We start from the raw sequence: 26,106 nt of genomic DNA, 5'->3' as shown, positions 1-26,106 counted from the left end.
ACAACTAATCGTAAGTTATGTTTCAACCTTTCTTCAGTTCCACTGGTATCTAGTTTAAACGTGCAACGATCGGCTGATCCCGGCCATTTAAGCCAAGAATCGAGTCATTCCAAGAACAGGAATAACTCGATTCTTGGCTTAAATTCTGGGATCAAAACGCCTCGCGTTCCACTCTCTTTTAGTCTGCTTGAAGGTTTCCTAATCATGTTCATGTTTCAAAATGCCACTGCCAATCAGCAGCAACTCCATCGTGGTCGGACCGACGAACGTGAAGCCCCGTTTCTTCATATCCTTGGCCAGCTCAACTCCCAAGCCATGGGAATCTTGCTGCAATGATCCGCGAACCACATCATCTTTTGGCTCGAACGACCACAAATAGTCTGCCAAATCTTTAAATTCAGGCTGCAGTTTTAAGGTTGCTTGAGCATTCTGAACAACGGCCCGAATCTTCCGGGGGTTTCGAATCATTTCTGGATCGGCTTCCAAAGCTTCGAGATCCATTTCATCGAACTTGGCGATTTCGTGAACGTCAAAATGCTTGAAGACTTTATCAAATACCGGAATCTTGCTGGCAGCCACCCGCCAATTTAATCCTGGCTGAAAAACGTTCACTGTCAGCATTTCAAACAACACGCGTGGATCGTGAATCTCAGTGCCAAATAATGAATGATAGAGATCAACGCCATTTAACGGTTTTGCCATCATCCTCACCTTCCTCAAAACACTATTTGATTATAGACTAACACCATCCAGCCCATATTCGGCGTTCAATGACGGTTTGATTGCTGTTCGAGTAATTGTTTGAGCTTTTGCGAATCCGCATCGACCACGGGCTTCATATTCTTGAACCGCTTCGAATACGATGGATGATACAAAGGAAAGATTTGATGTTTTTCCTTAGAGAGTTCAAAGGAATCCGTCTGCTGGTTATATTTTTGAATTGAGCGTTCCAACAACTGGCCATGTAAATCACCGATTTTGGCCTTGGTACCTAATAACCGCTGAAGGCTGGCATTCCCCATTGGCACCAACAGGACATCAGGAAAATGGGATAGTTCCCAGTCAAACATCGCAGCCGAGCGCTTAACTTCCTTCTGATTGGGGCGCCGGTCACTTTTTCGACCCGTTTTCCCAATTGAAAATGGACGGGAATTGACCACTCCGGTAATGTAGATATCCTCACGGGTTAACCCCAGCGATGCCAGCCAACGATCCAGTTCTTTGCCGGATGGTCCCATAAATGGGCGACCAATCTTGACCTCTTTGTCACCAGGGGCTTCACCCAACAAGAGAATTCGTGGATGAAGGCCGCCCTCGCTGGGAACAAAGCCCTCCAGCCGGGGATTCTCGGCGGCAATCAATTTGGCTTCATGAATCCACTCTGGGGTTAAAATGGTATGCAATGTCATGTTAGAACCTTCTTTCAGTTAATTATTTAGAACGCCTGATCATTCTTTGTCGGCGTGGAAATCCCAGCCTGTTTAATTAATAAAATGAGGCCGAGGCAAACAGATTAGCTCTTTGTCTCAGCCTCATTCATCGAATAATGACTATATGACTTCATTAGTGAACAACAACCTTAGTTCCAAACGGCACCGTTTGATACATCCATTTAGCATCAGCGATTGATAGCCGAACGCAGCCATGGGATGCGGGAGTGCCTAACTTCTCAGCTTCAGAAACCACGTACTGACCGTGGGCGTTGGTCGGCACACTGTGGAATAAGTAGACGCCGTGATCCAACCAGGAAACCCAGTAGTGGGCGCCTTCGTGTGAGCGCTTGTTATAAAATGAATAGCCGCGTTCCTTTTGGATATGGAACGTTCCCCGTGGCGTTGGGCTGCTGGGGATGCCAGTTGAACAGTTCATAATGTATTGAACCTTGCCATTACCATGGATGAAGACTTTCTGTTGTTTGACACTCACATAAATCCAAGGCTTGCTCATTTTGGACCATTCTGGATAAGCTTTGTTTTCAGACGGCGCTTTCCAATAGACACTTTGAATGGTGGTCTGACTATCACTTGGCGTTGTTGCCTTCCGAACTGCAAATGAATGTTGAGCAGCGGCCAAGGCCATGACGATGAATACTGAAACAATGATAAATGCAAAGACATTTTTAAATTTCACTATGTAACTCCCCCAAACCAACTACTCCCATCTTACAACAAAATCAACCAGATGTTTGCCAGCATGCTCGTAGGTACTGATAGCTGGCACGCATTTCTTGACTGTTCATTTGGTCTTTGAGATTGATTTCAAAAATATCGGTGGCGTCCGGATTGACGACCGATTTTAAAGGCTGCCAATCAATCGCGCCCTTTCCCAGTTCCAAGCTGTCGTGGAACTGGCCCATTGAATCCACAAAATGATAATGGACAACCTGATCTCGCAAATGCGCCATACTGGCCTTGAGTTTCGAATTATTGCCGTGCAGCACAATGAACCCATGACTGGTATCGTAGCACAGCCGGTATTGATGCTCAATGATCAGGTTTTCAATTTCTGGATCGCCGTAATCAAACAGCGGTGAAATGGAATTTTCAAACATCACATGGTCCCCGCCCAGTGATTTAAAATGGTCCAAGCGATTGAACACCACCTTGCGGGCGGAATCAATCGAAGGGTAGTTGCTGAGAATATCTGAAACCGGTGAGTTGTAGGCCCCGTGAATCAAAACTTGCGTGTTAGTCTGAATGGCCAGCTGAATCAAATTTTCAGAACTCTGCATTAAAAAGTGGTAAGCGTCCGGATTACTCAATCGGTCAACTGCCACTTCATTGTGTTGGCCGTTAAACTTCATCGGGTGGTGCATGACAATTCTGTCGACCCCAGCGGCCTTCACGTGTTCAATCATCGCCTTCAAATGGTTCAGGCCACTTGGCGTCACATCCTGATCGGTGGTGAAGAATTCAAATACTTCAGGATGATATTTTAATCGTTCATCAATTTGGGCTTGGTTGGTACTGGCTTTGAGACCCAAGTAAGGAAACATACTGCCACCTCTTTCACAATCATTTAATTAGTTTTATTATATCGCCACCCAATTATTTTGTGAGACTGATAAAATTTCTTAAACAATTTATCACCTTATTGACGACCACTGTGCTACATTTAAAGCATAATACATACTACTAAATCGATTCTGGGGGCAAAACAAATGAAAAAGTTGAAGAGTCGGCTGGACGCTTTTAGCGACGCGGTGATCGCCATTATTTTGACAATTATGGTTTTGGATCTAACACCAGTCTTGCGGGACAACTTGAATGATTACTTGTTTTTAAGCAAACAAATTGGCATCTATATTATCAGCTTCGCTTTTGTGGCCAACATGTGGTATCAGCATGCCACCTTGTTCAATGACATTGATGATATGAGTTATCGAATCATGTTGTATGATTTTATCTTCTTAATCCCACTATCACTGACACCACTGGCCACTAACATGATGGCCAGCAACACCACCCGGATTCCGGTCATGGCATACGGTCTCCTGTTATTTTTGGTTTCAGCATCATTTCGCCTGCTGGCACGATCAGTCATGCACTTTGAGTACACTGACAAATCAAAAATGCGCCAGCTGTATCGGAAAATCTATGGGCGTCACAATCAATACTATTTAATTTTCAACGCCGTCTTGATTGTCCTGGCCTATTTTTTCCCACAGGTTGTCTTGTGGTTCTACCTTCCCTATCCAATCGTCTATATGATCCTAAGCAGCCGCGATCGTCAACAAATGTACGATGCTTCGCAATTGACCACCGAGCAGCGACAGGAATACTTGAAGCTGCCGCAGAACGCCATTAATCAATTTAGAGAAATGGTCCAGGACCAGGCAGCAACCGGAACTGACAGAACAACGTCAAACGCGAGTCATCCTCAACACGGGTTTAGCGGTTGGCTTGATCACCCGGTCGCCACCGACAGTGCCGGCCATTCGGTCAACCCACACGCTCCCAGCAATAATCCAGACAGCGTCGAAGTCAGAAAAGAGCGCCAGGCACAGTGGGAAGAATTTGCCAAGCAAATCCGTGATGGTTCCAAGAAATATCGTGACGCAGCTGAACAAATTCGTAAAGAACAGCGTGATACCAATCGAGAAGCCGTCAAGCAAGCAGCACGACAAGCCGAACAGCAGCAAGATCAACGCAAGCATGACGCCGAAGCTGCTGCCAAGGAAGCCGAAATTCAGCGTGAAGCCCGTGAAAAAGCCTCAAAACAAGCCGCTAAGGAGACCGAACGCCAACAGGAAGCTGATAAGGAATCAGCCAAGCAGGCTGCCAAAGATATTGAACGCCAAGCAAAGGCCAAGCGCCGGGCTGCTCACGAAGAAGATAAAATTCTTGAGCATCAAAAACGCACCCAACGGCGAGCAGAACGCCGGGATGCCAAGCACGAAGTCAAGCAAAAGAAGCTGCAGGCTAAGGCTCAAGCCTATGAGCCGGATCAAAATTCCAAACCCACTGACCATGACACTGAACAGTCCGATCAGGAAAAGCATGAAGAGTAGCACAGCATCCCCAGGCTAAAAGATTCCCCACCAGCCAATTTGATTTGAGATTAACCTCCTCAAAAACTTGTGAATAACCAAGCAGCGATTCCTTAACCACCAAGCGGAATCGCTGCTTTTTAAATTAATTTTGCAGTGCCAAGCCGCAAATGTATAATGGCATTAATTACATTCAGGAGGTCACTTAATGAAAATTAACCAATTCGGGTATGTCCCCACCAACCATCAACAAATAATCAATGAACTGACAGAAATTCATTTTTTGAATCCGACCAATCTTAAGATAAGCGATCCGATGGAACTCTATCGCGATTTTTTGCTGGAATACTACTCCCAGCACGCTTCCCTAACCACTCGACTGGAAAAGATTCATAACTTAATGGCAACAGAAACGATTGATGCAGCAACATTTACCAAGGCAACTGGTTCCGTGTCCGCTAAAGCCTTCTATAATATTGGCCTGCAATTACTGGGATTCTTAGACGGATTGGATTTTTCCCTCGAAGCTCCGTTCAAGGGCATCACGCAACTGGGCCTGCCGAAACCGTTGAACCAGTCAACGATGAACCGTGATCAGCTGATCGATGCTTGGTATCGGTTGTTGAATACCCGGAACAAATACGGTCAACTCCTGATCGACTACATAGCTGGCAAAGGGTATTACCAGCAGTTGCTCAACGATTCCGATTTCAAAATACCACTATTCTTCAACGGCAAAGCCCAAGCCGTTTTCAATACAGATAAATTAATCCGCGAAGTCGTCTACGTCGAATCATCCCTGGACTCGGACCACGACGGTAAACGGGATCTGCTAAAAACCAATATCATCCGGCCTGCTGAAACCAACGAGGGCTACCAAGCGCCGGTTATCTTCACTGCCGACCCATACGCCCAAGGCATGAACGAAAAATGGTCAGAGAAGTTCTCCCACGACAACAAGCGTCCACTCAAGCGAAAACAACCGAATCACCTAACCTATCAAGATGTTGAAGCACAACCCAGCAACGTCACCCCACCCAAGCCGCGAAAAATTAACGGCCGAACGACTAAAACTGGTGAAACCTTTACCAAGTTTTGGTCGTATTCTCTCAATGATTATTTTTTGGCGCGAGGTTTCACGATCGTTTACTCATCAGGGATCGGAACCAAGGACTCTGACGGGTTCCGGACCACTGGTACCAAGGCTGAGACCCTAAGCGCAACGGCGGTCATTGAATGGCTCAACGGCAACCGGACTGCCTTTACCAATCGCTCCGATCAAATTGCGATCGATGCTTGGTGGAGCAGCGGCAGTGTTGGGATGACTGGCCGCTCTTATTTAGGAACACTTGCCACCGCAGCCGCGTTTACTGGCGTTGACGGCTTAAAAACCAGCATCGTGGAGGCCGGCTTATCCGATTACTACCCTTATTATCGGGAAAACGGCCTGGTGGTTGCCCCAGATGGCGATGATGCCGACGTTTTAGCCGAATGGACTTTCAGCCGCCAACAGACCGCTGGGGATTATGTCCAAATCAAGGATGCTTGGCTGAAGTATTTTAAACAGATGACTCACGACCAAGAACACGATACCGGCAGCTTCAATCAGTTTTGGGACGCCCGAAACATTACCAAATATAACCATACCAAGGCGGATATGCTACTGGTTCACGGTTTGAATGATTGGAACGTCAAGACCGGTCAAGTCTGGAATTCCCGGAATAAGTTAAAGACCCGAGATATCACGCAAAAATTGATCCTTCACCAAGGCCAGCACGAGTATCTCAACAATTTTCGCTCCTTTGATTACACCGATCTGGTGAACCTGTGGCTGTCCAACAAACTATTTGGGATTCAAAATCGGGTCGACGACGTGATGCCAGATGTAATCGTTCAGGACAACGCCCACGCAGAAACGTGGCATAACTATCCTGACTGGGGCGGATCTGAATCAACTAAGCGCACTTTCTCGCTCGCCAGTTTGAATAACATCAAAGGCAATTTCAGTTTCTCAGATCAGCTGCCAAACCAGGTTTTCAAGCATTACACCCAGCACCTCAATGACTGGCGCAATGATTTATATTCACGCCAAGGCACCGCCATGGACAACCACTGCATTCGGCTCTTGTCCGACCCACTGACACACGATATCACAATTGATGGCCAACCAACGATCTCGTTAGTTGCCCAAACCAGTTCCATTGTCGGCCAAATCAGCGTTGCCCTTGTCGACTACGGTGAGGATCAGCGATTAACTGAAGTCCCTCAAACGCTGGTTTCCCAAAAGATTTTGCAAGGTTACCATTGGCGAAAGGATGACTTAAAAGAATTTCTTCCTCAGACGAACCCAACCGACTTTAAACGAATCACCGAAGCTCACATCAACATGCAGAACCGCCAAAATTCTTATCGCGTCGATGATGTGCAGCCACAAACCGGTTATAAGTTGCGCTTTGCCTTCCAGCCAACCTTTTGGCACTTACTCAAAGGCCATCAATTGGGGTTGGTAATCTATGCCAGTGACCTGGTCTACACCGTCCACGGTAATCAAGCCATCACTTACACATTGAACTTAAACGATTCAACGCTGGAAGTGCCAGTTTTAAAATCGTGATTAGATCAATGAATTTGTAAAATAACGACTCCGTCCAAATCAAAAAGCTTCGATGCCAACTACTGACACCGAAGCTTTTAATACGGCCTTATTTCACAATCTTCACAAAATGTCCATTAGCGGTGACATATCCACCACTGACAAGATATCGTTTGGCACCAAAGGTCGTTGTTGAATATTGATGGGAGTAATCCCACTTCTTCACTTTCAAAACAGTTCCTGCCTTGATGTGTTTCAATCGTTTATTCAAGTTCACGTTGTTGTACAAGTAAATCGACCGTTTAACCTTAATCTTGGTTGGTTGAACCAGTTTGCCGGCAAATACCAGCTTCCGGTTACCGGTAATATAGTGTCCATTACTCAGCAGGTATCGGGTAGTCAGGTTATGTTTGACAAATCCCTTCACTTTGAGTTGAGTGCCCTGCTTGAAGTTCTTAATCTTACCAGTCAAATTTCGGTTGGTATATTCATTGACGCCGGTTGGGTTAATGACTGTCAGAACTTGGTGCTTGCTGTGGTAATACACTGGGCGGACGTATGCATACCGAGCGGTAATATACCCCTTCATCCCATCAGATTTGGCGTGGTGATTCACATCTTTCACCACGTACCGCAGGGCGCCGTTCTTTGATTTGGCATAATCGCTCACGACAAACATCGGCCGATTTACCCGCGGCTTTTTGGCATAGCTGGCAATTCGTTCGCCTTTCTTGAAATCAGCGTGCCGATACAGGTAAATCTTCTTCAGTGAATAGACCGCTTCACCTTTCTTGGCAATCTTGCCGGCTTCATTTGGTGCCGTCACCGTCTCCTGTGAAGTCGGTTCTGACTTCGGCTGAGGAGTTGGTTGTGGCGTCGGCTGTGGTGTCGGTGTTGGGGTTACCGGCGTTACTGGTGGGTTAACCGGCGGCGTCACTGGGGTGGCCTTATCTTTGGTGTAACGATAATAGACCGTGTGGCCAGTGGCATCAAAGGTCCCGGTAGCATCCCCTTGGATATCTTTAAAGGTATAACCATTAATGCTGAGTTTATACATATTGTCACGGACATCATATTTGTCACCAATGATGCCGGCTACAGTTCTGGTTGGCGCAATTTCATGAGGCATGTTGTCCGCATCAACGTAACGAATCATAATCGGTTTAGCCTCATTTTTCGCTTGATCCCGTTTATAACGATAGTAGACCGTCTGCCCCTGTTCACTGATTTGACCCGTCACATTTCCTTGGATATCCACAAAGGTATACCCATCGATTGCAAGTTTGTACTGAGCTTCAGTGGTGTTGTAGTTGTCACCGATTTTTCCGGTAATCACTTTTTCAGGACCAATCTCGTGAGGCAGGTTGTCAATATCGACGTACCGAATGGTCACTGATTTTGGCTGGACAGGATTCTTGGTGTACTGCATGTAAATCGTTTGCGCATCGTCACCAAATTTTCCTGTCGCATCGCCCAAAATACCTGCGAATGTATAGCCTGGAATGGTCAACTTGTAATCATCACTGTTCACATTAAAGGTGTCATCCCGTTTGCCGGTCAAAACCTTTTGTGGCCCGATCTCATGAGGCATATTGTCCTTGTCAACGTACCGAACGGTGACTGGTTTGGCTTCGGTTGGCTTGACTTCATACACGTAGGTCAGTGACATGTCCATAAAATCAAATTTCGCTGGTACTGTTTGGCCTTCCTTGAGCCCCTTCAAAGTGTATACCTGATCATCTTTGGTGATTGTTGAAGGAATTGTCGGTAAGGTAAAATCAGTATTGGTCTTGCCGGTAACCGCCGTTGAATCTTGGAGCTTGTTGCCGTCTTGGTCCTCGTAGTTGATTGTGACGGTTGATGAATCCGATGCAAACACAATCGTCCGGGTCTGAGGAAGATCGGTGTACGTTCCGGACTGGCCAACCGCGTTGGCTTTACCGTTATTGGCTTTGAAATCGGCATATAAGCCGGTGCCATCAAACACGCCAATTGCCACCCGTTTGTCTTCTCCCATTAATTTATTCAGGGTGTAAGCCGTGTTAGGATTATTGCCAATATTATAGGCATCCCCCACATTTCCGGCCATTGTGCTGGTTGGGGCCAACTGGAGTTGATTTCCATTGGACTGCAGCAGCTGATAGTTCACAAAGACATTCCCGACCGTTTGGTTAAACTGATAAGGTACCATAATCCAGCCTTCAAAATCAGAGTTGGGATCGGTCCAGTGACTGGACAACGAACCATACAAGTTGGTTTTGTCTGGTAAGAAGTTTGTCCACGTCAAAGTGGTTGGATTGATGTTGCCGCCATCAGAGGTGCTTGGGTACAAACTTGGGTAATCAGACTTTTCACTTTTGATGTCAAACGCCTTGACCGGTAAATTGGCGGATTCCAGATCCTTGATGATAAAGGACGGAGTCGTAAACGACGTTTGAGCAGCCGTAGCGGCACTGCCCCGCAAAGTAACCGGTTCCAAAAGAATGTGCTGGTGATTGAACCCTGTCTTCAAATTCAGTCCTTTATTGCCTTTGTTAGTTGCCAGAGGTGACAAGTCGGCAATTTGATTGTAAGTCAACGAAAGGTTGGTTAAATTAGGTTTATTGGCCAGAGCGGAGACGTCGTTAATTGAAAACATTTGGATCATCACCGACTGTAATTGATTCAAATTTTTCAGCGCGCTGATATCCCACAAATTTCCATTTTTGGTACCTGTCCCAAACGCTGCCGCACTGACAGCCGCGTTGGGATCCAGATTAATCTGTTTGAGATTCGTTGCATATTGCAGTCCCTCAAGAGAATTCATTCCCATTAAAGCCATATAATACTGGGATGGTTTTGGATTTGAGTCGGTCCCGGCATTTTGTGGGCCCATTTCGCTATAAAGTGACTCAAGATCCTTCAAATCATTTTTTGAAAAGTTGGCAAAAAAGCTTTCCGCCGTTTTGTACTTGTCCGCAAAGGCTGCCTGCCAAATGAAATACTCAAGTCCAGGATCCGGCATCCATTCACTGACGTACGAGTTGCCGGTCTTCGGATCAGTTCCCTTGGCGTCGTTAGGAATTGCGGCGGCATAAGCTGCCCCCTGCCACCCTCCCAAGTGACTGAGACTCTCATGGACGTATGTGTATTGCAGTGGATTCACTTTACTAATATTGAATTCATCGGTCCGCGGGATAACGTTGGTCACATCATCGGCAGAAGCGTGCATGAATCCCAATCCGCACGCGACTGCGATTGTGGTAACCATCCCCGTTAGGATCTTCCATATCCGTCTGTGTTTTGTTCGAAACTTCAAATTTGATGAGTTGCTAATTCGGCTATCCATCATAAACACTCCCTCATAATTTGATATTCATACTTTCCCCACTCCACCCACATAGTACCACTTTGTTCCTACTTTTAGTACTAATTTGTTTAATATATTATTACATAACGATTATGTTAGGGGAAGTCGATCAGTTAAGTACAAAGCGCTTACAATTGTGTGCAAATCGGTTGTAATGAGAATTTTACCCATCAAAAAAGTCCTGAGCAGCGGATGCCAGGACTTTTTCTGGAAAATAATTTAGTGATTTCCTTGAATAATTAATTTCTTGTTGGCGGTGATGTAGTCACCATTGGTAAGTTGATAACGAGTCGTTAAATGATATTTGACAATCTTCTTGACCCGCAGATGGCTACCGTTCTTATAAGTCTTTGTCTTCCCGGTCAGGTTGACGTTCTTATAGGCATGAACGCCTTTCTTCGAGATCACCGTGAGCTGATTTTTCTTTGGCATGGTCTGGTAGTATACGTTGACAACGTACTTGGTGTTAGCCGTAATGTAGCCGATCTTACCATCAGATTTCTTGGTATGGTTAACATCCCGAACCTTATATCTTAAGGCACCTTTGCTTGAGCAATCATATCCTGTGACCACAAACATCGGTCGATCAACACGTTGTGCTTTGTGATATTTAACCAAGCGGTCCGCTTTCTTGAAATTAACGCCCTTGTGCAGATAAATTGTCTTCTTGGCGTACACAGCAGCGCCTTTCTTAGCGACCCCTGGTGAAACCTGAATTTCTGGTTGCGAATTGTTGGCAGGCTGCTGGTTTGTTGATGTCTGGGTATTGCCACCGCTAGCTTTGGAGTTATCCGTAACTGGTCGTCCCGGAACCTTCACTGTGCTGCTTGTCGAACCTGTATTTCTGGCAGGTGGTGTCACCACACTGGCCCGTTTGCCAATGGTTACTTTGACAGTTTGAGAAGCGCCACCATTGGTGTAAGTGATGGTATAGGTTTTCTCTGCAGCGTTGGTGTCAACCTTGTCGACATCCTTGCCGGCTGCGTCTTTGATATTGGTAATCTTCACGTTACCTGGCGATTTAACCTTATTGCCGTTAGCGTCGGTCAAACTCTTAATTCCATTAAACTTCTGAGTGTCCCAGTTGCTGCCATGAGAGATGGTAAAGTCGCCAGCCTCGATGGTTGATTGATCTTTGACAGTGGCCTTCACTTTCTTGGTAACCCCATCGTAAGTGTAGGCAACATCGTAAATGCCTTTTTGATCAGTTGGGGTGATCTTGGCGTCGGCTTTGGTCTTGTCCGGCTGTTCCTTACCATCAGCATCAAACATATGATTGATCCCTTCGAATTTATCCGCGTTGGTTAACGTTGCGTAGGTTTCGGATTCGAAGTCGGCAACGTCGAGAGTCCGAGTAATTTGGAGTGTAATTTCATTTTTTACCACCTTATCCACGCTGGTATTGTCCGTATAGAATTGCATTTCACTTCTAAATCGAGCGATACGTGATGGATTAAAATCAAAATCCGGTGCCAGTTTCAATGGAACTGTCATCTCAACTCTTGCATTTGCAGCCATCTGAATTGGCCAAACACTACTTGTGTCAGTCATTCCACCATAAAAAATACTTGTTAAGTCTTCTGATGGTGTATATTGTAAAACGTATCTGCTGTCTTGAGAATATGACCATGATTCCATCATTGGTTCTTTGAGATCGCTGGCAAACCCAATTGACTTCATTTCCGGGTTCCCTCGGCTTGGGTCAAAAACTAAGGATTTTGGGTTATTGGCGGTGTGATCAAACAACCACGGAAGATGGACAAAATTCCAAACCGGCAACGAATATCCCAAGTCATTTGTAACTGAATACCGCGCATATATGTTTGAATATTTATCGACATTCAGCAAGGCATGAGTAGTTGTTGGATCGGCAACACTTTGGATTGAAGCAATCGTCTGCTGCTTCCCATTAGCGTCATCACCAGTTATCGCAAGTGTCGGTCGCAAAATATCCTTTGAAGGTGTTGCAGCACTGGCCGTGGACGTTGTTGAAAATCCAAGGCCTGTTAAAACTGCAAAGAATGCTACCACGGCCACACACGCCTGTTGAAACCGTGTAATAAATGAACTCTTCCCTAAAACACGCATAAGTATCACTCCTATATGAATTCCATTCCCGTTTAATTTACAAAATAATATTATCACACTATCCTAAAAAACATAACTAATTTGATTTGATATTGATAACAATATGTTAATGACATTGCAGGTCAATAATTGAATATACCTACAAATTAAAAAGAACAATAACCAACCATTTATTTCATAACTAAACTACCCTCTCCGACTAAAGAGCTGTAAAATAAGCTCATACACTAATCTAGGGGGATGGTCGGGGTGTTTCACTATTCAAAATCACGCTTAATTGGTATTTCGGACGAGATCTTTGCTGTGGTTCTAACCATTATGGTGTTGGACATCAAAACACCAATCAGTACAGCGCAGGGACCAATGCTGGATCTGATCAAACATTTGGTGATTTATTTTGTTAGTTTTGGGATTGTTTCTCAGTATTGGGTCTATCACCAGGAACTATTTAGTCGCATCGAACATACAACGTCTTTGATTACAATCACCAACATTTATTACCTTTGCTTCATCAGTTTGACGCCGTTTGCGACCTCTTGGTTAAATGACGATTTTGGCCACCAGCTGCCGACAATGGCTTATTCAGTCATCATTATTTTGGTGAACCTGACCCAGGCAATCATGTTCCACGAAGTTATTGAAATCGGTGAATCAGATGGGATCAAAATGTCGGCTCATGACCGCGAAGAATACAGATCGGCTCAGATCATGCTCGGATTCAGTCTGCTATACCTGCTGATTTCTTACTTTGCACCGCAGTACTTCCTAATTGTGGTGATCATCGGGATTGCGCTGCGGACAACGGTTACCACGAGTGCCCGAATCATTAATTTCATCCGGACTCGAAGAATCACGAAATAATTCATTTTTTCTTGAACGCCCTCCGGCATAATTTGCTATAATGAATTTGCAAACACTTAAGAAATTCTTAATAATTTCGATCCGTATTGGGGGGATATAGATGAAATCAAGCAGTCAATTGTTATCAATCATCGCTTTGACGTTGGGACTGGTTTCGGCTGCCGTATTTGGCAGCAACGCTAAAGCCGCCAAAACTATGACGGTTAATTACGTTTCAACATCGGGGCAAACTTTGCGGGCACCCATTACGTATACCCGCATTTCAAATGGTATTAATGCGTTTGGTACCACCTACACGTATACGACCAGCGGTTATCCGGCCACTAAGTCCGGCTATGTCAAAACAATCAAGGGCTATTTACCCCACAAGATTCAGCAGAATTACACCTATGCCAGCATGCCAAGCTCGCTAACCGTGAAGTACATAAAGGAATCAACATTGGCTCGCAAGGTTGACACACAGTACATGAAACAAATTAATGCTTATCGATTGACGAAAGGACTCAAGGCTTTTAAGCATCGATCTTCACTGAAAGCTAAAACTGTTGTCCGTTCCAAAGAACTGTGGACCAAGCTAAGTCACGTTCGTCCAAATGGCCAGTCCTATAATGCCTCGGGGAGTGGCTACGCAGAGTGTATGGCCGTTTTGCCGACTTATTTCACGCCATATGGCATCACGACTTACAATTCCGGCCAAGGGGCAATTCTGGTGTACAACTCCAATGGTTATGTATCGTATAAAAAGACTGCCCAAACAGCCAGCCATGAACTGCTGACCTGCGACGCCGAACACCGAGACACCGAGTTAAATAATTGGGCAACTTACAGTGAAGTTGCCTTCAGCTTCCACGCTGATGGGTCCGCCAAAATGGCTCAGCTGTTTGAATTAGCTGGTGCGAAAGAATAAATAATAATGTCCAAATCAAAGTGCCCCAAATACCATTTTACGATGATAGATGATATTTGGGGCACTTTTTCTTAGCGTTCAACTTATGTCATGACGGCAAGCACTCGACTGTCACGCCGACTCACAAGCTAATTTAGTATGATTATAAATTAATAATCATTATCAGTGACATTGTATTTGCAATCCTCTACAATCAATAATAGAAAACGAAAATGGGGGAATCAAAAATGGCAGAGGCAATTTTTGACATACAAAACGTTGGCTTAACAGTCTCACAACGAACGCTATTGGCTAATATTTCTTTTAAGGTGGCACCGGGAGAATTTGTGACCATTACCGGTCCTTCCGGGTCAGGTAAGAGCACCTTACTGTTATTATTAGCCACCTTGCTCACACCCACAGAAGGCCAAATTATATTTTCGGGTCAGCCACAACAAGAATATGAAACGACGGCGTACCGTCGCATGGTATCTTATTGCTATCAGCAACCCAGTCTTTTTGGTGAGACAGTTGAAGACAATCTGGCCTTTCCTTTCCAAATTCGCCAAAAGCCGGTCAATCACGATCGGATGGTAAAAGCTTTGGCAGATGTGAATCTCCCTGCCGATATGCTGACAAAGAACATTACGGAACTTTCTGGTGGTGAAAAGCAGCGTGTCGCGTTGATTCGCAATCTCATCTTCACGCCAAAGGTGCTGTTATTAGATGAAATTACAACTGGGCTGGATGCGGCAACAAAGGACACTGTCCATCAAGTGATGGCCAACTTTACCAAACAAGGCGTCACGATTATCACTGTCACGCACGATGAGTCTGAATTGGCGGCAGCCGATCGGCTTATCACCATTGTTGACGGCAGAATGGAGGTGACAGCATGAATCACCTGATTGTTACCCCGACCGCTTTATTTTTTGCAGTTGCCTTAGTGGCTGTCGCATTTTTTATCAGCCTCAAAGAAAAAATTGGTCTTGAAAAAGACTTGGTAATCGGCGTCATCCGTGCCGTTATTCAACTGACAATTGTCGGTTACGTCCTGACCTATATCATCTCAGTTAACCGAGCTTGGCTGACACTTCTCATGGTAGCGATCATTGTCTTCAACGCAGCTTGGAATGCAAGAGGCCGTGCCAAAGGCATTCCCCATGCTTTTGTGATCAGTCTGCTTGCCATTGCCGTTGCCACGGGGGTTACAATTGGCTTGCTGGTTTTGGCGAAAGCGATTGCCTTTGTTCCCAGTCAAATCGTGCCGGTTTCCGGTATGATTGCCAGCAATGCGATGGTTGCGATTGGTTTGGCCTACCGAAGCTTGAACAGCCAGTTCCATGATCAGCGCCAAGGGTTGTTGGAAAGGTTGGCTTTGGGAGCGACGCGTTACCAAACCGCCATTACGGTCGTACGAGAAGCAATTCGGACTGGGATGAGTCCCACGATTGATTCGGCAAAAACCGTGGGGATTGTCAGCCTCCCCGGTATGATGTCTGGTCTGATCTTTGCTGGTGTTGACCCTACGAAGGCGATTATGTACCAGATCATGGTCACCTTTATGCTCATGGCGGCCACTAGTATTGGCAGTACGATATCGTGTTATTTGGCGTATCCACAATTTTTTAATACCAATATGCAGTTGAGGACGCCGCACTCGTAAATGTTTCCGGAACCGGTCATTCAACTAAACAAGGCACCCATTTCAAGGTCAGAAATGGGTGCCTTGTTTAGTTAGATTGCGGTATCAAATCGACTTTCACCACAATTTTATTTTTCAATGGCATCAATAATTCGCTGTTCATCATATAAATTCAACACCAGATACATCCCGATATAAATCACCAGTGGAATCCAAACATAGTTCCAATTAATCATCGACAAAGTCGCCGCATTCTGTGACTGATTGGCAACGTAACCCGACACGTGAAACAAGCCGGCCGTAATCAAGCCGCCAATTCCCAGACCAAAGTTAACGCCAAAATCATCCGTTGAAGCTAAAATACCTTCTGCCTGAATCCCCATGCTGGCACCGTATCGGATAGTGTCGGCAATCATAATTGAGACCAGACCGATGATAATGCCGTTTCCAATTGAGTTAATAAAGACACCGGCAAACAAAACCAGCAGCCATTTACCATACACGCCGGCAGCAATAATCGCCTGCGCGGTTAACGCAATCAAGATCCCATGTAACATTGTTTTCTTCTTACTTTGGTGATCGGTCAGTCTAATAATCATTAACACGCCAATTAAAGCGGCCAAGGTAAAGCCATTTGCCCAAGGAACCAGTCCTTCATTGCCAAGGGTGTACTTGAAGTAATAAATGGTCGTCTGATTCTTAATCGCCGTGACCAGCCAATACATAGAGATCACAATCGACATGATAATCCACGGCTGGTTGTGAGCTAACATGTTCAAAACAACCTTGACCGGTTGGTGGGCAATGTGTGGATTGGAGAAGCGTTCACGCACGTGCACGAAGGTGTTGAGAATCAAAAAAAGTGAAATGATTCCAAACACGATAATCGTTCCCAGAAATCCCTTCTGCTGGTTGCCGTGGCCGAATAGCCAAACCAAAGGCAGTGTGAAAACTGCCACGATGATTTGTACTGAACTGCCAAAGAACTGGCGGATAACCCCAAGCAGTGTCAGCTCACGAGTATTCTGTGACATCGTTGGCAGAATTGATGTAATTGGCAGATTAACGGCGGTGTATAAGAATCCCAGACCAAGATAGGTCACGTAAGCCCAAATCAGTTTGCCGCCATAGGAGAAATTCGGTGTGACAAACGTCAGAATCGCAAAGGCCGCGTAAGGCACCGAATACCACAGAAAGAACGGCCGACTCTTACCAAATCTTGAATGGGTGTGGTCAATCATGATACCGATGATAAAACTTTCGACGACATCAGCTACTCGGGCGACCACAAACAAGATGGCGACCGCACTGGGTGTCAAACCATAGACATCGGTGTAAAAAAACAGCAAATAAGTCGTCATCATTTGAAAAATCAGATTGTCAGCCGCATCACTTAATCCATAGCTGATCCGTTCAGTCCACCTGGTTGACCATTCAGCACTCGACTTCAAGATTGCCACCACCTTTTGTTAGGAATTAAAACATCTAAACTAATTGTACGCAACTTCGCTTTTACCAACAATCAAATGCACGTTAAAAATTTGAATGAAGACAAAAAGAAAGCCCTGCTCGCATACAGGACTTTCTAAGGGAATTTTATATTTCATATTGAGGGGTAATTCTTATTCAATTCATATTGAGGGGTATTTCATGAAGTTAAGAATCTTGTCAATCTTGTTGGGTATTTCTTAGTAATTATTTGAGGGGTGAATATTATATTGTGATACGCTAGTAAATCCGATTATTCTCCATGGCATCAGTCCTTTCAATGGGTTAGTGAGTTCCAGCGCTCGGTCTTGAATTAACTCGGTACTTGGTTTTAGTAGCAGCTCCAGACCACAAATCTTTGATGCTGGTTGGAACCGTATGCGTATTTAAACTTGGGTTTTAAAAGGGTCTTTTTTGACATGTACAGTTCATCCTTCCTTTCGCATAGACAGTCATCTGGGAGCTGATTAGAAATCATATTAGGGGTTTGGTTTGATGTGCTTGCTTGGTGTTTCCCTCCTCTCTTATTTGATTGTCTATAGATTACCTCAGCCAACTTAAACGAAGCTTAAATGGCTAAAATTTATTTGATTTTTTTATTCAACTGATAAACCGCCAGTGTAATGAGTTGATTGGCTGGTGTAGACACGCAGGGTGTAAGTACCTTTAGGAGCGCTGAATGACCCGGTTGCGGTACCAGAAGATGCGTTAATCGTCTTGTAAAGGCTGCCGTCTTTGTAAATCTTAATTTGGAACGGCTTGGAGCTGGCTGAACCGTCAGATTCGTAGGTGTTAATTGAGTATTTGACAGTCACATTTTTATTAGCGCGCTTATTTTGAACAGTTGGTTTAAACCCGGCATTTTCACTCTTATAAGCTGAACCGGTTAGCCTTGGGGCTCGTTGATCAAATGTGGTCGTAGCGGCTGTACTATTCGTTGTCTTAGCTGGGGTCGTAGTTTTGGCAGGAGTTGAATTATTCGCCTGCTGATTGCTGCTCGAATTTGACTTGGCTGGCGTAGTGGTTTGGTTTCCGGTTTTGGCTGGTGTGGTTTGCGTTTTGGTTGGCGTTGTCGTTGCAGCTTTATTCTGATCCGTCTTGCTCTGATCCGTCTTCTTAGCAGCTTGATCAGTGTTACTCTTGGACTGGTTGTTCGATTGGGTCTTATTGCCATTAGCTGTTTGGCTGTTGGTATTTGTTTTATTAGCTTGTTGAGATTGTGGGGTTGGGGTAACGGCAGCGTTGGCAGTTGCGCCAGTCACTGCACTCGTTGTGAAGATTCCCATTGCGGCACCGGTTGCGTATAAGATTGTTTTTAAGTTCATATTGATGATCTCCTTTTTGGTTTCATTTTTTAGTGAATCGATTTTGTTAAGTTGAAATGTTTGTTGAAGTGCTGCTTGATGATTTACCTTTGTTTGAATGGCTGATGTGGCATTGGCATTGCTCCCTTCGTTATTGATTGTCACTAGATTATCGTTGGCAGCTTAAACGCAACTTAAAAACGCAAACCAAGTGATAAAGTTGCACTTTCCTTAACAAAATCGCAAACCTTTTTAGAGAGTTGTAAGTTTTGAACAAAAAAGTGTGCGCCAATAAGCGGTTAGCCTTCCTTATACACTGGAAGCTGCTTATTGGCGCACAGTTCTACTAGATAACATTCAGACGCAAATCGAGACAATCAGTACCAACTGGGTTTGTCCCCATCCGTATTCGGTTGGTTGACACCCAAAGAGTGGCGAATTGCTTGGCTTGGATGGTTAATCAACTTAACAACCAGGTCGGCAATACTCTTGCGCGAGACTTCGGTCCCCTTGAAAGGTTCACCTTTTTCGGTGGTTTCGTAACTCACAATGTCTTTATTCGATAACCAGGCTGGCCTGATAATCGTGTAGTCCAAATCGGAGTTTTCGACTACCTTGGCAGCTGCGGTATACGGCTCAAGATAGCCACCGTCGAGCTGCTGATGGTTCCATTTGCCAAACGCACCGGGAACTTCGTCATAGATTCCCAAAGTCGAAATCCAAATCAATCGTTGAACGTTGGTCCGATCGATGGCACCGACAACTGCCTTGGCCTGGTCTTCAATGTTTTTGCCACTCAAATTTGCATAAACAATATCAATGCCGTCGAGGGCTTTGATGATTGCCTGTCGATTGGTGGCATCCCCTTCAATGACGGTTTCACGTTTGGGATCAGCGACCGTGATCCGGTTCGCCTGCCGCAGAAACAACGTTAACTGGTGGTCCGTTTCATCGAGCAATTGTTTTTCAACCAACTTCGCAATTTGCCCATTAGCACCTAAAATCAATACATTTGCCATAAATGATTTTCCCCTTTTCAATTAGGATTCAACTCCACTGTAACAAATTTCAAACAAAAACGGGTCGCAAATGTGCGATCCGTTCAAGATTTCTCTATATTACATATCAGTTGCTGTCAGCCCATTCAAAAGTTTCATATCTTCTGCACTAATCGTAAAGTCTAATTGGGTATTATTTTCAATATGGTTCTTGTGAGTTGCCTTAGGTAATGGCAGCACGTCATTTTGCAGGACGAACTTAATGGCTAATTGCGCGACGCTCACGCCGTATCTGTCAGCAATCTTTTTAATGTCTAAGTTCTCCAGAATGCCGCCGGTGGCAAGTGGAGAATATGCCTCCACCAAGATATCATTATCTTGGGCAAATTGGGTTGTTTCAGGCTCGGTGTAGCCGACGAAGTAGCGAATCTGATCCACCATCGGTTGAACATCAGCATGAGCCAAAATGTTTTGAAGATCATGGACATTAAAATTAGAAACCCCAATTGCCTTCACTTCACCACTGGCATAAATATCCTGCATGGCTTTCCAGACTTCCACATTGGCTTCATCATAGTTGGTCGATCCCCGTTCGCCCCATGGCCACGGAGCATGAATTAGGTACAAATCCAAATAAGATAGGTTCAAGGCCTTCATTGTGGAACGAAAATCCGCAATCGCCCCGTCATAGGACTTGGTTGCGGCTGGTAATTTTGATGTTACGAAGACGTTTTCCCGGTCCACATTCGAATCAAGAATTGCCTCGCCAACGCTCTTTTCATTTCGATAGGCTTTTGCGGTATCAATGTGACGATAGCCAGCCTGAAGGGCCATGCTGACAGCGTCGTAAGTATCCTGGCCGCCCGGAATCTGCCAGGTACCAAAGCCCACTTTGGGAATTTTAATGCCATTATTTAATTCATAGGTATCAGTTAAAATCGACATCCAAATGCCTCCCTTTACTTTTTAGAGTATTTATATTATGGGCTAATCCGGTGGAAAAAGTAAGCAAAAAGCTTTCAGAACTGGTATTTTGATAGTTTATAAACAAAAATGACATTCAAATTCATCAATGAATTTGAATGCCATCTTAGATTATCTCTGCGGCAGCGTATAATAAAGCTTCAAAGTATCGCCATACCTAGCTGTTGTGTTGGCGGCAATTGTCGCCTGCTTGTTGAAGTAATAAATTGGTGTAGTCATCGTACCGTCAGCATTCTTCACCGAAACGCCGGTCAAGGAAGCCAGTTTGTTAGGGTCTGCAAACAAAGCGTTATCAAAGACTTTAGCTGGCACGATTCCCTGGGTTTGACTTGAGAAAATCGTCATCTGGGCGTCTATCAAAATCGGATAGGTATTGCCCACTAGCTGAGATGGGCTAATTTGTTGACCGGTATTGGTCAGATAATAGGCAACCGGTGATAGGAAGTTGGCCTTGATCGGATCGACATAGACCAGATAGTCCTCTGATCCAACGGTGAAGTTAGCCGGTTGATTGGTTGGGCTTTGGGTGGCACTGATCTTATACCCGGTTGGCACGTTCTTAGTGGCCACATCACTTAGTTGAGTGCTGTTTTGGAGAATATCCCCCAGCTTGTCACCATCGGTCATGGTAGCCCCGGCTTTTAGATCTGTCTTTTGAATAATCCATGTGTAAGCCCCAACGGACTGGCCGGCTGGATTTACATAGTTAATCTTGACGCTGTTATCTTTAGTTGCCTGTTGGGAATTAGGAGCTGCCACGCCACCTGAATAGACCCAGCCAACAATCGCGGAATTTTTATCATCAATGACTTTATAGTATAAATATTGTTCGCGGGTCTTAACAGCCGCATCGGTAATTGTAAAGGTGTCATTGGCGCTATAGCTGCTCATGTCAAATTGTTTGGCCTTATACTGTGACCATTTGGGATCGACCCACAGTGTGTATTTCTGTGGATTGGTCAACGTGTAGCCGGTCTTTTGCAAAGGCAAATTCGCATTTACCATTGTGTTGGCCGGATTCAAACCACCGGCAAAGGTCCCGTTTACTCGCCCGCCATAGATCCAACCACGGTAAACACCATTGAATGAAACAACCTTATAGTAAACCGCACCCCGATTAGTCGTGGCGACCCGGTAAGCCCGGAAATACTGGCTGGAAAGCTTGGAGCTGCCATATCGCTGCAACGTATACTTAGACGCAATCATTCGGGCACCGCGCAGGGTACCGGCTTTGGTGTAAAGCGCATTGGTCCCGTTGGTCGTCACGTTACGGTTCTGCGGGGCTGTCTGCATCACCTGGTTGGATGTGATTCTAGCATATGATTTGGCACTGGCATCAGTGGTTGTTAATTCAACTGCGGCCACTATCGCAACTGCTGCCAGGCCAAGATACAATGATTTTTTGAAACTCAAAATCATGAAATTCACTCCTCAATATCCTTTTGTCGCACAATTTGTATTAAGTTAATATTACCATTTTGCAATTTAATATGGTACTGTTCTCGGGGGAATTAACCAAATCGACTCGCGGTTGTAACTCAAGGGACACAAAAAGTTGGAGATAAACTCCAACTTTTTTGGTTCTACAATATCTGTTGTTGGTAATAGATTTTTATCTATTACTGATGACAGATTTTTTGTTTATCATTAGAATAAAAAAGCGGACATCTCCCGTCCGTTAACTTGCTCCCACCACAGAATTAAGTCAAGAAAGGAAATGCCCTATGTCAAATGATACTACGAAAATGTTGTTAGGAATAGATGATGAACACTTAATAATTGAGGAAGGACAAGTGGGTGATGATGGAGTGATTCGATTGGTGGGGTCCCTAAACTACACCCCCAAGGCATGCCGCAATTGTGGGATTATCAATGATCACCAAATTATTGGCTATGGTTGGCGGAAGACCACCATTAGATTCGCAAAAACATTGGGCAGCACCGTTATCCTGTGTCTCAATCGGCGAAACTTTCACTGTAAGGCTTGTCATACCAATTTCCTGGCGCAGACGAATGCGGTGCCGAAACACTGCACGATTTCAAATACGACCCGCAAACAATGCTTAGAAAAACTGACCGAACCGGTTTCGCTCAAACACATTGCCGATGAGTTATCCACTTCGGATTCATTCGTTGGTCGGCAGCTCTTGCGCGCTGAACGGGACTTTCAAACCAACTGGCACTATTTACCAAAAGTTCTCCTCATGGACGAAGTTAAAAGCACTAAGAGCGCCACCGGCGCGATGAGCTTTGAATTTATGGACGCGGAAACCCACGAATTGATCGACCTGTTACCCTTTAGGACCATCTATCAGCTTCAAAAGTATTTCCAGCATTACGACCAGGCTGCGCGAGAAAATGTGAAAATTATCGTCACCGATATGAACTATACCTATCCCAAATTGGTGGGGCAGATCTTTCCGAACGCCATCGTTGTCATCGATCCGTTCCACTTGGTTAACGCTTTAAATCGAGCTTTTAATAAGACGCGGGTGCGCCTCATGAAAACCCTGGCGACTTCCTCACGCGAGTATCACGCCCTAAAACGCTATTGGAAACTATTATTAACGCCGGAAAATCACCTCAACTACGAAGCTTTCCGTAAGTGGACAAACTTCCCTTATCCAGCGACTGCCACTGATGTGGTTGATGCTTTATTGGACATTGATCCCGAGCTCAAGCAAACTTACAACGTGATGAATCGGTTACGTGAAACCATCAAAAACCGTGATTGGCCCAACTATAATCAAGTATTCCATCACTTAGAGGGCTGCTCGGAAGAGATGTTGGCAACCCTCCAGACCCTAGCGACTCATCATGATGAAATTGGCAATACCTTTACTCACCATTACACCAACGGGCCCTTAGAAGGTTCAAACAACAAGATTAAAGTCATTAAACGCACTGGATTTGGTTACCGAAACTTCTTCAGATTCCGGCTAAGAGTGCTGTTCGCTTTTCGAGTTCATACAAAAAGAGCTCTAATCACCAAGTGATTAGAACTCCAATATTTTGTTCACCAACAACAGTTGACGAAGAACCACTTTTTTGATGGTCTTATTTGGTTTGATTGCAGTACACAATGGATTGGACAATGTCTGATCAAATATCGCTTAGTTTCTTAATATATAAGTGAAGCCCATTGACAGAAACATATGGAATCGTGGGTTGTTTGTCGATATCACTCTTCTTTAATAATAACTGGCTAAATCCATTAGCGGTATAAAAGTCTCTCAAATGTGGTTCATTTTTTGCTTCAAGATACAACATGGTACCGACGATTGCTTTCCAAGCATGTTTAATTTCCTCATAAGCAAGGCCAAGCAGTTCTTCACCTGTGATAACATTTTGATCTTTATACAAAAAATTTTTCCCCAACTGGCCAAGAAGTATGGAGGAAACTTCATAGCTGTCTTGAGCAGTTTTGTAACCAATGGGCATTAACCTTTTTTTGAACACTTTTACTCAAATGGTGCCAGTTTTTCTTGGAGATCGAGAGTGGTTTCGAAGATATGGAAAAATACCCAGCTATAACTAATTGCCCCTTTATTGACGTATAAACTAGTGTCGTTCGTGATAAACCAATCTTTTCAAATTGAATCGCAGTATCGTGAATAAAGTGAGCCACATCATCATTTATAGGCAAAAAAGAAGAAAGCTGCTGGCGAATGCTATCTTCTGGGTAGCTCTCTAGCAGCTTTCCTAATGAAACTACTTCAAATGCCATATTCTATTTTCTCACTTTCTGAGCAAATAACTTATCGAACTTTTTATGGAATTGCTCAGAGTTATTGTCAGTGTACCTGTTTACTGGTTGGGTAATCTTAATATCTACTCGCCGAGAATGCACGAATGCTTCTGCGAGCGCATGACCAGATTTGCTGGTAAACTTAAAATCAGTTTGGAAACTTTTTGTGGCCATACTATCCCTCTTCACAGCCCTATCTGCCATCATCTGCCTCTAACATAAAGATACGGTTTTAGGAACGTAAAGTCAACAAAATAATCAGTAAAAAGTTGCGCACAAAAACTATTGATTTGGAACAACCTTAACATGGTCCTTCTTATAAGCAACGACAACCACCACAATGTTGATTAATACCAACAGCGTGGTCATCAAGAAAACGTATCGATAGTCCAAAATCCCGGCAACCCCTGATGCCAGCATGGGGCCAACAACCGCCCCCATTGCCTGGAAGGACTGGTTGTAACTAAAAATTCGACTCACCGAACGGGCCGGCGCCTCCAGTGTCATGACGGTTTGAGTAATCGGCAGCAGTGCCGCATTGGCGATCCCAATCAAGAATCGCAGCACACCCAACATCACAACCGTAGTCACAAAGAACATTGGAAAGAAGACGACCGCCGAGAAGATCAGCCCAGCCAACAGGATTCGCTCAGGTCCGATATGATCGCCCAATCTACCTAAATAAGGTGCTGCAAAAATCGTCGCAATCCCGGGCAGTGCCGCGATCACCCCACTGGTAAAGGCTACGTTTCCATGACTATGCATTAATTCTTTGACAAACAAACTAATAATTGGGTTGATGGAGGTCGTGGCAGCCATGACCAGCATTGATGAAATGATCATTGCCCAGACCACGCGCTTGTGAGCGATCCCTCGAAAAGCATCCTTCATTCCCGTCTTGGCACCCTTTTTAATTGGGGTGAAGTCTTCTTTAACAAAGAACCAAGTCGACAGTGATGCCAGAAACATCATGAACCCAAACATATAAAATGGCAGCCGGTAGCCAAAAATACCAGAAAGATATCCGCCAATAATCGGTCCAATCAGTTGCCCACCGACATTTCCGGTCGTCAAAGTTCCCATCGTCTTACCGCTGTCTTCAGTTGGAACTTCACTGGCAATCAGCGCGTAGGCATTATTGATATATCCCGAGAAAGTTCCCTGGATAAAACGAATAATGATCAGGAACCAGACATTCGGCGACAACCCTGTCAGTGTGGCACTAATCGTCATCCCGATCGCCGCTCTCAGCAGCATTGGTTTTCGACCGGTTTTATCAGCCAGATTTCCCCACATTGGCGAGACAATCGCCTGACTCAAGAACACGCCTGAGAATGCCAGCCCGGCATATAACGTTAATTGCCACTTGGGGAAGTTGCCCATCTCGGAGATAAAGAGCGGCAGAAACGGCATTGACATACTCGCGCCGGCACCGGTGGCAAAGTTGCCGAACCAAAGCGCCCACATGTTTTTCTTCCATTGTGGTGTTTTCGATTTCATCATTTTTCAAGACCTTACTAAATTCGAATTTTAGATACAAAATTCATTATAGCCATTCTCATTGTATGTGGCAATTATCATTAATACCATGACGCATTTACCAACGAGCTTTCTCAAAACCATTCAAAATGGTGAATGGTATAATGTACGCAAACTATTTTTAAGGAGAAAAC

At 44.7% G+C, this 26,106-nt stretch carries 21 protein-coding genes; 7 read left to right on the top strand and 14 right to left on the bottom strand.

Features of this window, described 5'->3' with window-relative positions:
- Positions 1–198: 198 nt before the first annotated feature.
- From KE627_RS07960 to KE627_RS07945, 4 genes are all read right to left on the bottom strand, one after another.
- A complete protein-coding gene (locus KE627_RS07960; RefSeq protein ID WP_041805839.1) occupies positions 199–702 on the bottom strand; it encodes a DNA-3-methyladenine glycosylase I in 504 nt (167 codons plus the stop codon).
- Between the two features lie 65 nt (positions 703–767).
- Positions 768–1,409: a uracil-DNA glycosylase gene (locus KE627_RS07955; protein ID WP_013727245.1), complete on the bottom strand. Its 642-nt coding sequence runs from the start codon at positions 1,407–1,409 to the stop codon at positions 768–770.
- Between the two features lie 154 nt (positions 1,410–1,563).
- The gene (locus tag KE627_RS07950) at positions 1,564–2,130 is read right to left on the bottom strand and encodes a L,D-transpeptidase (RefSeq protein WP_013727244.1); all 567 of its coding nucleotides are present in this window, start codon (positions 2,128–2,130) and stop codon (positions 1,564–1,566) included.
- Between the two features lie 43 nt (positions 2,131–2,173).
- Positions 2,174–2,995: a sugar phosphate isomerase/epimerase gene (locus KE627_RS07945; protein WP_013727243.1), complete on the bottom strand. Its 822-nt coding sequence runs from the start codon at positions 2,993–2,995 to the stop codon at positions 2,174–2,176.
- Positions 2,996–3,160: 165 nt separating this feature from the next.
- Here KE627_RS07945 and KE627_RS07940 point away from each other — a divergent pair, with 165 nt between their 5' ends.
- A complete protein-coding gene (locus KE627_RS07940) occupies positions 3,161–4,510 on the top strand; it encodes a TMEM175 family protein (protein ID WP_013727242.1) in 1,350 nt (449 codons plus the stop codon).
- Positions 4,511–4,697: 187 nt separating this feature from the next.
- On the top strand, positions 4,698–7,103 hold the full coding sequence (locus tag KE627_RS07935) for a Xaa-Pro dipeptidyl-peptidase (protein WP_056938734.1): 2,406 nt from the start codon (positions 4,698–4,700) through the stop codon (positions 7,101–7,103).
- Positions 7,104–7,191: 88 nt separating this feature from the next.
- On the opposite strand, the gene KE627_RS07930 is transcribed toward KE627_RS07935, so the two are convergent.
- The gene (locus KE627_RS07930) at positions 7,192–10,332 is read right to left on the bottom strand and encodes a MucBP domain-containing protein (protein WP_225427163.1); all 3,141 of its coding nucleotides are present in this window, start codon (positions 10,330–10,332) and stop codon (positions 7,192–7,194) included.
- Between the two features lie 318 nt (positions 10,333–10,650).
- Entirely contained in the window at positions 10,651–12,519 is a 1,869-nt protein-coding gene (locus tag KE627_RS07925) for a DUF5776 domain-containing protein (protein ID WP_013727239.1), read from the bottom strand.
- A gap of 249 nt (positions 12,520–12,768) precedes the next feature.
- On the opposite strand from KE627_RS07925, the gene KE627_RS07920 reads away from it, so the two are divergent.
- The 4 genes from KE627_RS07920 (at position 12,769) to KE627_RS07905 (ending at position 15,932) form a co-directional block, all read left to right on the top strand.
- Positions 12,769–13,380, top strand: a complete 612-nt coding sequence (locus tag KE627_RS07920; RefSeq protein ID WP_056938736.1) for a TMEM175 family protein — start codon at positions 12,769–12,771, stop codon at positions 13,378–13,380.
- Positions 13,381–13,480: 100 nt separating this feature from the next.
- A complete protein-coding gene (locus tag KE627_RS07915) occupies positions 13,481–14,287 on the top strand; it encodes a hypothetical protein (RefSeq protein ID WP_056938737.1) in 807 nt (268 codons plus the stop codon).
- 227 nt (positions 14,288–14,514) lie between these two features.
- On the top strand, positions 14,515–15,165 hold the full coding sequence (locus tag KE627_RS07910; RefSeq protein ID WP_013727236.1) for an ABC transporter ATP-binding protein: 651 nt from the start codon (positions 14,515–14,517) through the stop codon (positions 15,163–15,165).
- Positions 15,162–15,932, top strand: a complete 771-nt coding sequence (locus KE627_RS07905; RefSeq protein WP_013727235.1) for an ABC transporter permease — start codon at positions 15,162–15,164, stop codon at positions 15,930–15,932. The genes KE627_RS07910 and KE627_RS07905 overlap by 4 nt, the downstream gene beginning before the upstream one ends.
- 107 nt (positions 15,933–16,039) lie before the next feature.
- On the opposite strand, the gene KE627_RS07900 is transcribed toward KE627_RS07905, so the two are convergent.
- From KE627_RS07900 to KE627_RS07880, 5 genes are all read right to left on the bottom strand, one after another.
- Positions 16,040–17,362 (bottom strand): glycoside-pentoside-hexuronide (GPH):cation symporter, encoded by a 1,323-nt coding sequence (locus KE627_RS07900; protein WP_056938738.1) that lies wholly within the window; start codon positions 17,360–17,362, stop codon positions 16,040–16,042.
- A 633-nt stretch (positions 17,363–17,995) separates the two neighbouring features.
- On the bottom strand, positions 17,996–18,724 hold the full coding sequence (locus tag KE627_RS07895; protein ID WP_013727233.1) for a hypothetical protein: 729 nt from the start codon (positions 18,722–18,724) through the stop codon (positions 17,996–17,998).
- 356 nt (positions 18,725–19,080) lie between these two features.
- Positions 19,081–19,722, bottom strand: coding sequence for an SDR family oxidoreductase (locus KE627_RS07890; protein ID WP_014939408.1), 642 nt, complete (start codon positions 19,720–19,722; stop codon positions 19,081–19,083).
- A 99-nt stretch (positions 19,723–19,821) separates the two neighbouring features.
- On the bottom strand, positions 19,822–20,646 hold the full coding sequence (locus tag KE627_RS07885; protein WP_056938739.1) for an aldo/keto reductase: 825 nt from the start codon (positions 20,644–20,646) through the stop codon (positions 19,822–19,824).
- Between the two features lie 150 nt (positions 20,647–20,796).
- Positions 20,797–22,104: a hypothetical protein gene (locus KE627_RS07880; protein WP_056938740.1), complete on the bottom strand. Its 1,308-nt coding sequence runs from the start codon at positions 22,102–22,104 to the stop codon at positions 20,797–20,799.
- Positions 22,105–22,409: 305 nt separating this feature from the next.
- Here KE627_RS07880 and KE627_RS07875 point away from each other — a divergent pair, with 305 nt between their 5' ends.
- Positions 22,410–23,681 carry an ISL3 family transposase gene (locus KE627_RS07875; RefSeq protein ID WP_211772854.1) on the top strand — a complete coding sequence of 424 codons (1,272 nt, stop codon included), beginning with the start codon at positions 22,410–22,412 and terminating at the stop codon, positions 23,679–23,681.
- A gap of 106 nt (positions 23,682–23,787) precedes the next feature.
- Here the strand turns inward: KE627_RS07875 and KE627_RS07870 are convergent, their stop codons facing one another.
- The 3 genes from KE627_RS07870 to KE627_RS07860 form a co-directional block, all read right to left on the bottom strand.
- Complete coding sequence (locus KE627_RS07870; RefSeq protein ID WP_056939259.1) at positions 23,788–24,048, bottom strand: hypothetical protein; 261 nt, start codon at positions 24,046–24,048, stop codon at positions 23,788–23,790.
- Between the two features lie 40 nt (positions 24,049–24,088).
- On the bottom strand, positions 24,089–24,412 hold the full coding sequence (locus KE627_RS07865) for a hypothetical protein (protein WP_056939258.1): 324 nt from the start codon (positions 24,410–24,412) through the stop codon (positions 24,089–24,091).
- A 303-nt stretch (positions 24,413–24,715) separates the two neighbouring features.
- Entirely contained in the window at positions 24,716–25,936 is a 1,221-nt protein-coding gene (locus KE627_RS07860; RefSeq protein WP_013727228.1) for an MFS transporter, read from the bottom strand.
- Positions 25,937–26,106: the final 170 nt, after the last annotated feature.

This window comes from Lentilactobacillus buchneri (assembly GCF_018314255.1).
Taxonomy (GTDB): domain Bacteria; phylum Bacillota; class Bacilli; order Lactobacillales; family Lactobacillaceae; genus Lentilactobacillus; species Lentilactobacillus buchneri.
This window is presented reverse-complemented; position numbering and strand designations above follow the sequence as displayed.

What these genes read in the sequence shown, in the direction of transcription:
- KE627_RS07910 (WP_013727236.1), top strand. Translation starts at nt 14,515, where the DNA reads ATGGCAGAGGCAATTTTTGACATACAAAACGTTGGCTTAACAGTCTCA.
- KE627_RS07860 (WP_013727228.1), bottom strand. Translation starts at nt 25,936, where the DNA reads ATGATGAAATCGAAAACACCACAATGGAAGAAAAACATGTGGGCGCTT.
- KE627_RS07955 (WP_013727245.1), bottom strand. Translation starts at nt 1,409, where the DNA reads ATGACATTGCATACCATTTTAACCCCAGAGTGGATTCATGAAGCCAAA.
- KE627_RS07865 (WP_056939258.1), bottom strand. Translation starts at nt 24,412, where the DNA reads ATGGCATTTGAAGTAGTTTCATTAGGAAAGCTGCTAGAGAGCTACCCA.
- KE627_RS07895 (WP_013727233.1), bottom strand. Translation starts at nt 18,724, where the DNA reads ATGAACTTAAAAACAATCTTATACGCAACCGGTGCCGCAATGGGAATC.
- KE627_RS07925 (WP_013727239.1), bottom strand. Translation starts at nt 12,519, where the DNA reads ATGCGTGTTTTAGGGAAGAGTTCATTTATTACACGGTTTCAACAGGCG.
- KE627_RS07945 (WP_013727243.1), bottom strand. Translation starts at nt 2,995, where the DNA reads ATGTTTCCTTACTTGGGTCTCAAAGCCAGTACCAACCAAGCCCAAATT.
- KE627_RS07960 (WP_041805839.1), bottom strand. Translation starts at nt 702, where the DNA reads ATGGCAAAACCGTTAAATGGCGTTGATCTCTATCATTCATTATTTGGC.
- KE627_RS07930 (WP_225427163.1), bottom strand. Translation starts at nt 10,332, where the DNA reads ATGGTTACCACAATCGCAGTCGCGTGCGGATTGGGATTCATGCACGCT.
- KE627_RS07940 (WP_013727242.1), top strand. Translation starts at nt 3,161, where the DNA reads ATGAAAAAGTTGAAGAGTCGGCTGGACGCTTTTAGCGACGCGGTGATC.
- KE627_RS07875 (WP_211772854.1), top strand. Translation starts at nt 22,410, where the DNA reads ATGTCAAATGATACTACGAAAATGTTGTTAGGAATAGATGATGAACAC.
- KE627_RS07915 (WP_056938737.1), top strand. Translation starts at nt 13,481, where the DNA reads ATGAAATCAAGCAGTCAATTGTTATCAATCATCGCTTTGACGTTGGGA.
- KE627_RS07935 (WP_056938734.1), top strand. Translation starts at nt 4,698, where the DNA reads ATGAAAATTAACCAATTCGGGTATGTCCCCACCAACCATCAACAAATA.
- KE627_RS07885 (WP_056938739.1), bottom strand. Translation starts at nt 20,646, where the DNA reads ATGTCGATTTTAACTGATACCTATGAATTAAATAATGGCATTAAAATT.
- KE627_RS07905 (WP_013727235.1), top strand. Translation starts at nt 15,162, where the DNA reads ATGAATCACCTGATTGTTACCCCGACCGCTTTATTTTTTGCAGTTGCC.
- KE627_RS07890 (WP_014939408.1), bottom strand. Translation starts at nt 19,722, where the DNA reads ATGGCAAATGTATTGATTTTAGGTGCTAATGGGCAAATTGCGAAGTTG.
- KE627_RS07880 (WP_056938740.1), bottom strand. Translation starts at nt 22,104, where the DNA reads ATGATTTTGAGTTTCAAAAAATCATTGTATCTTGGCCTGGCAGCAGTT.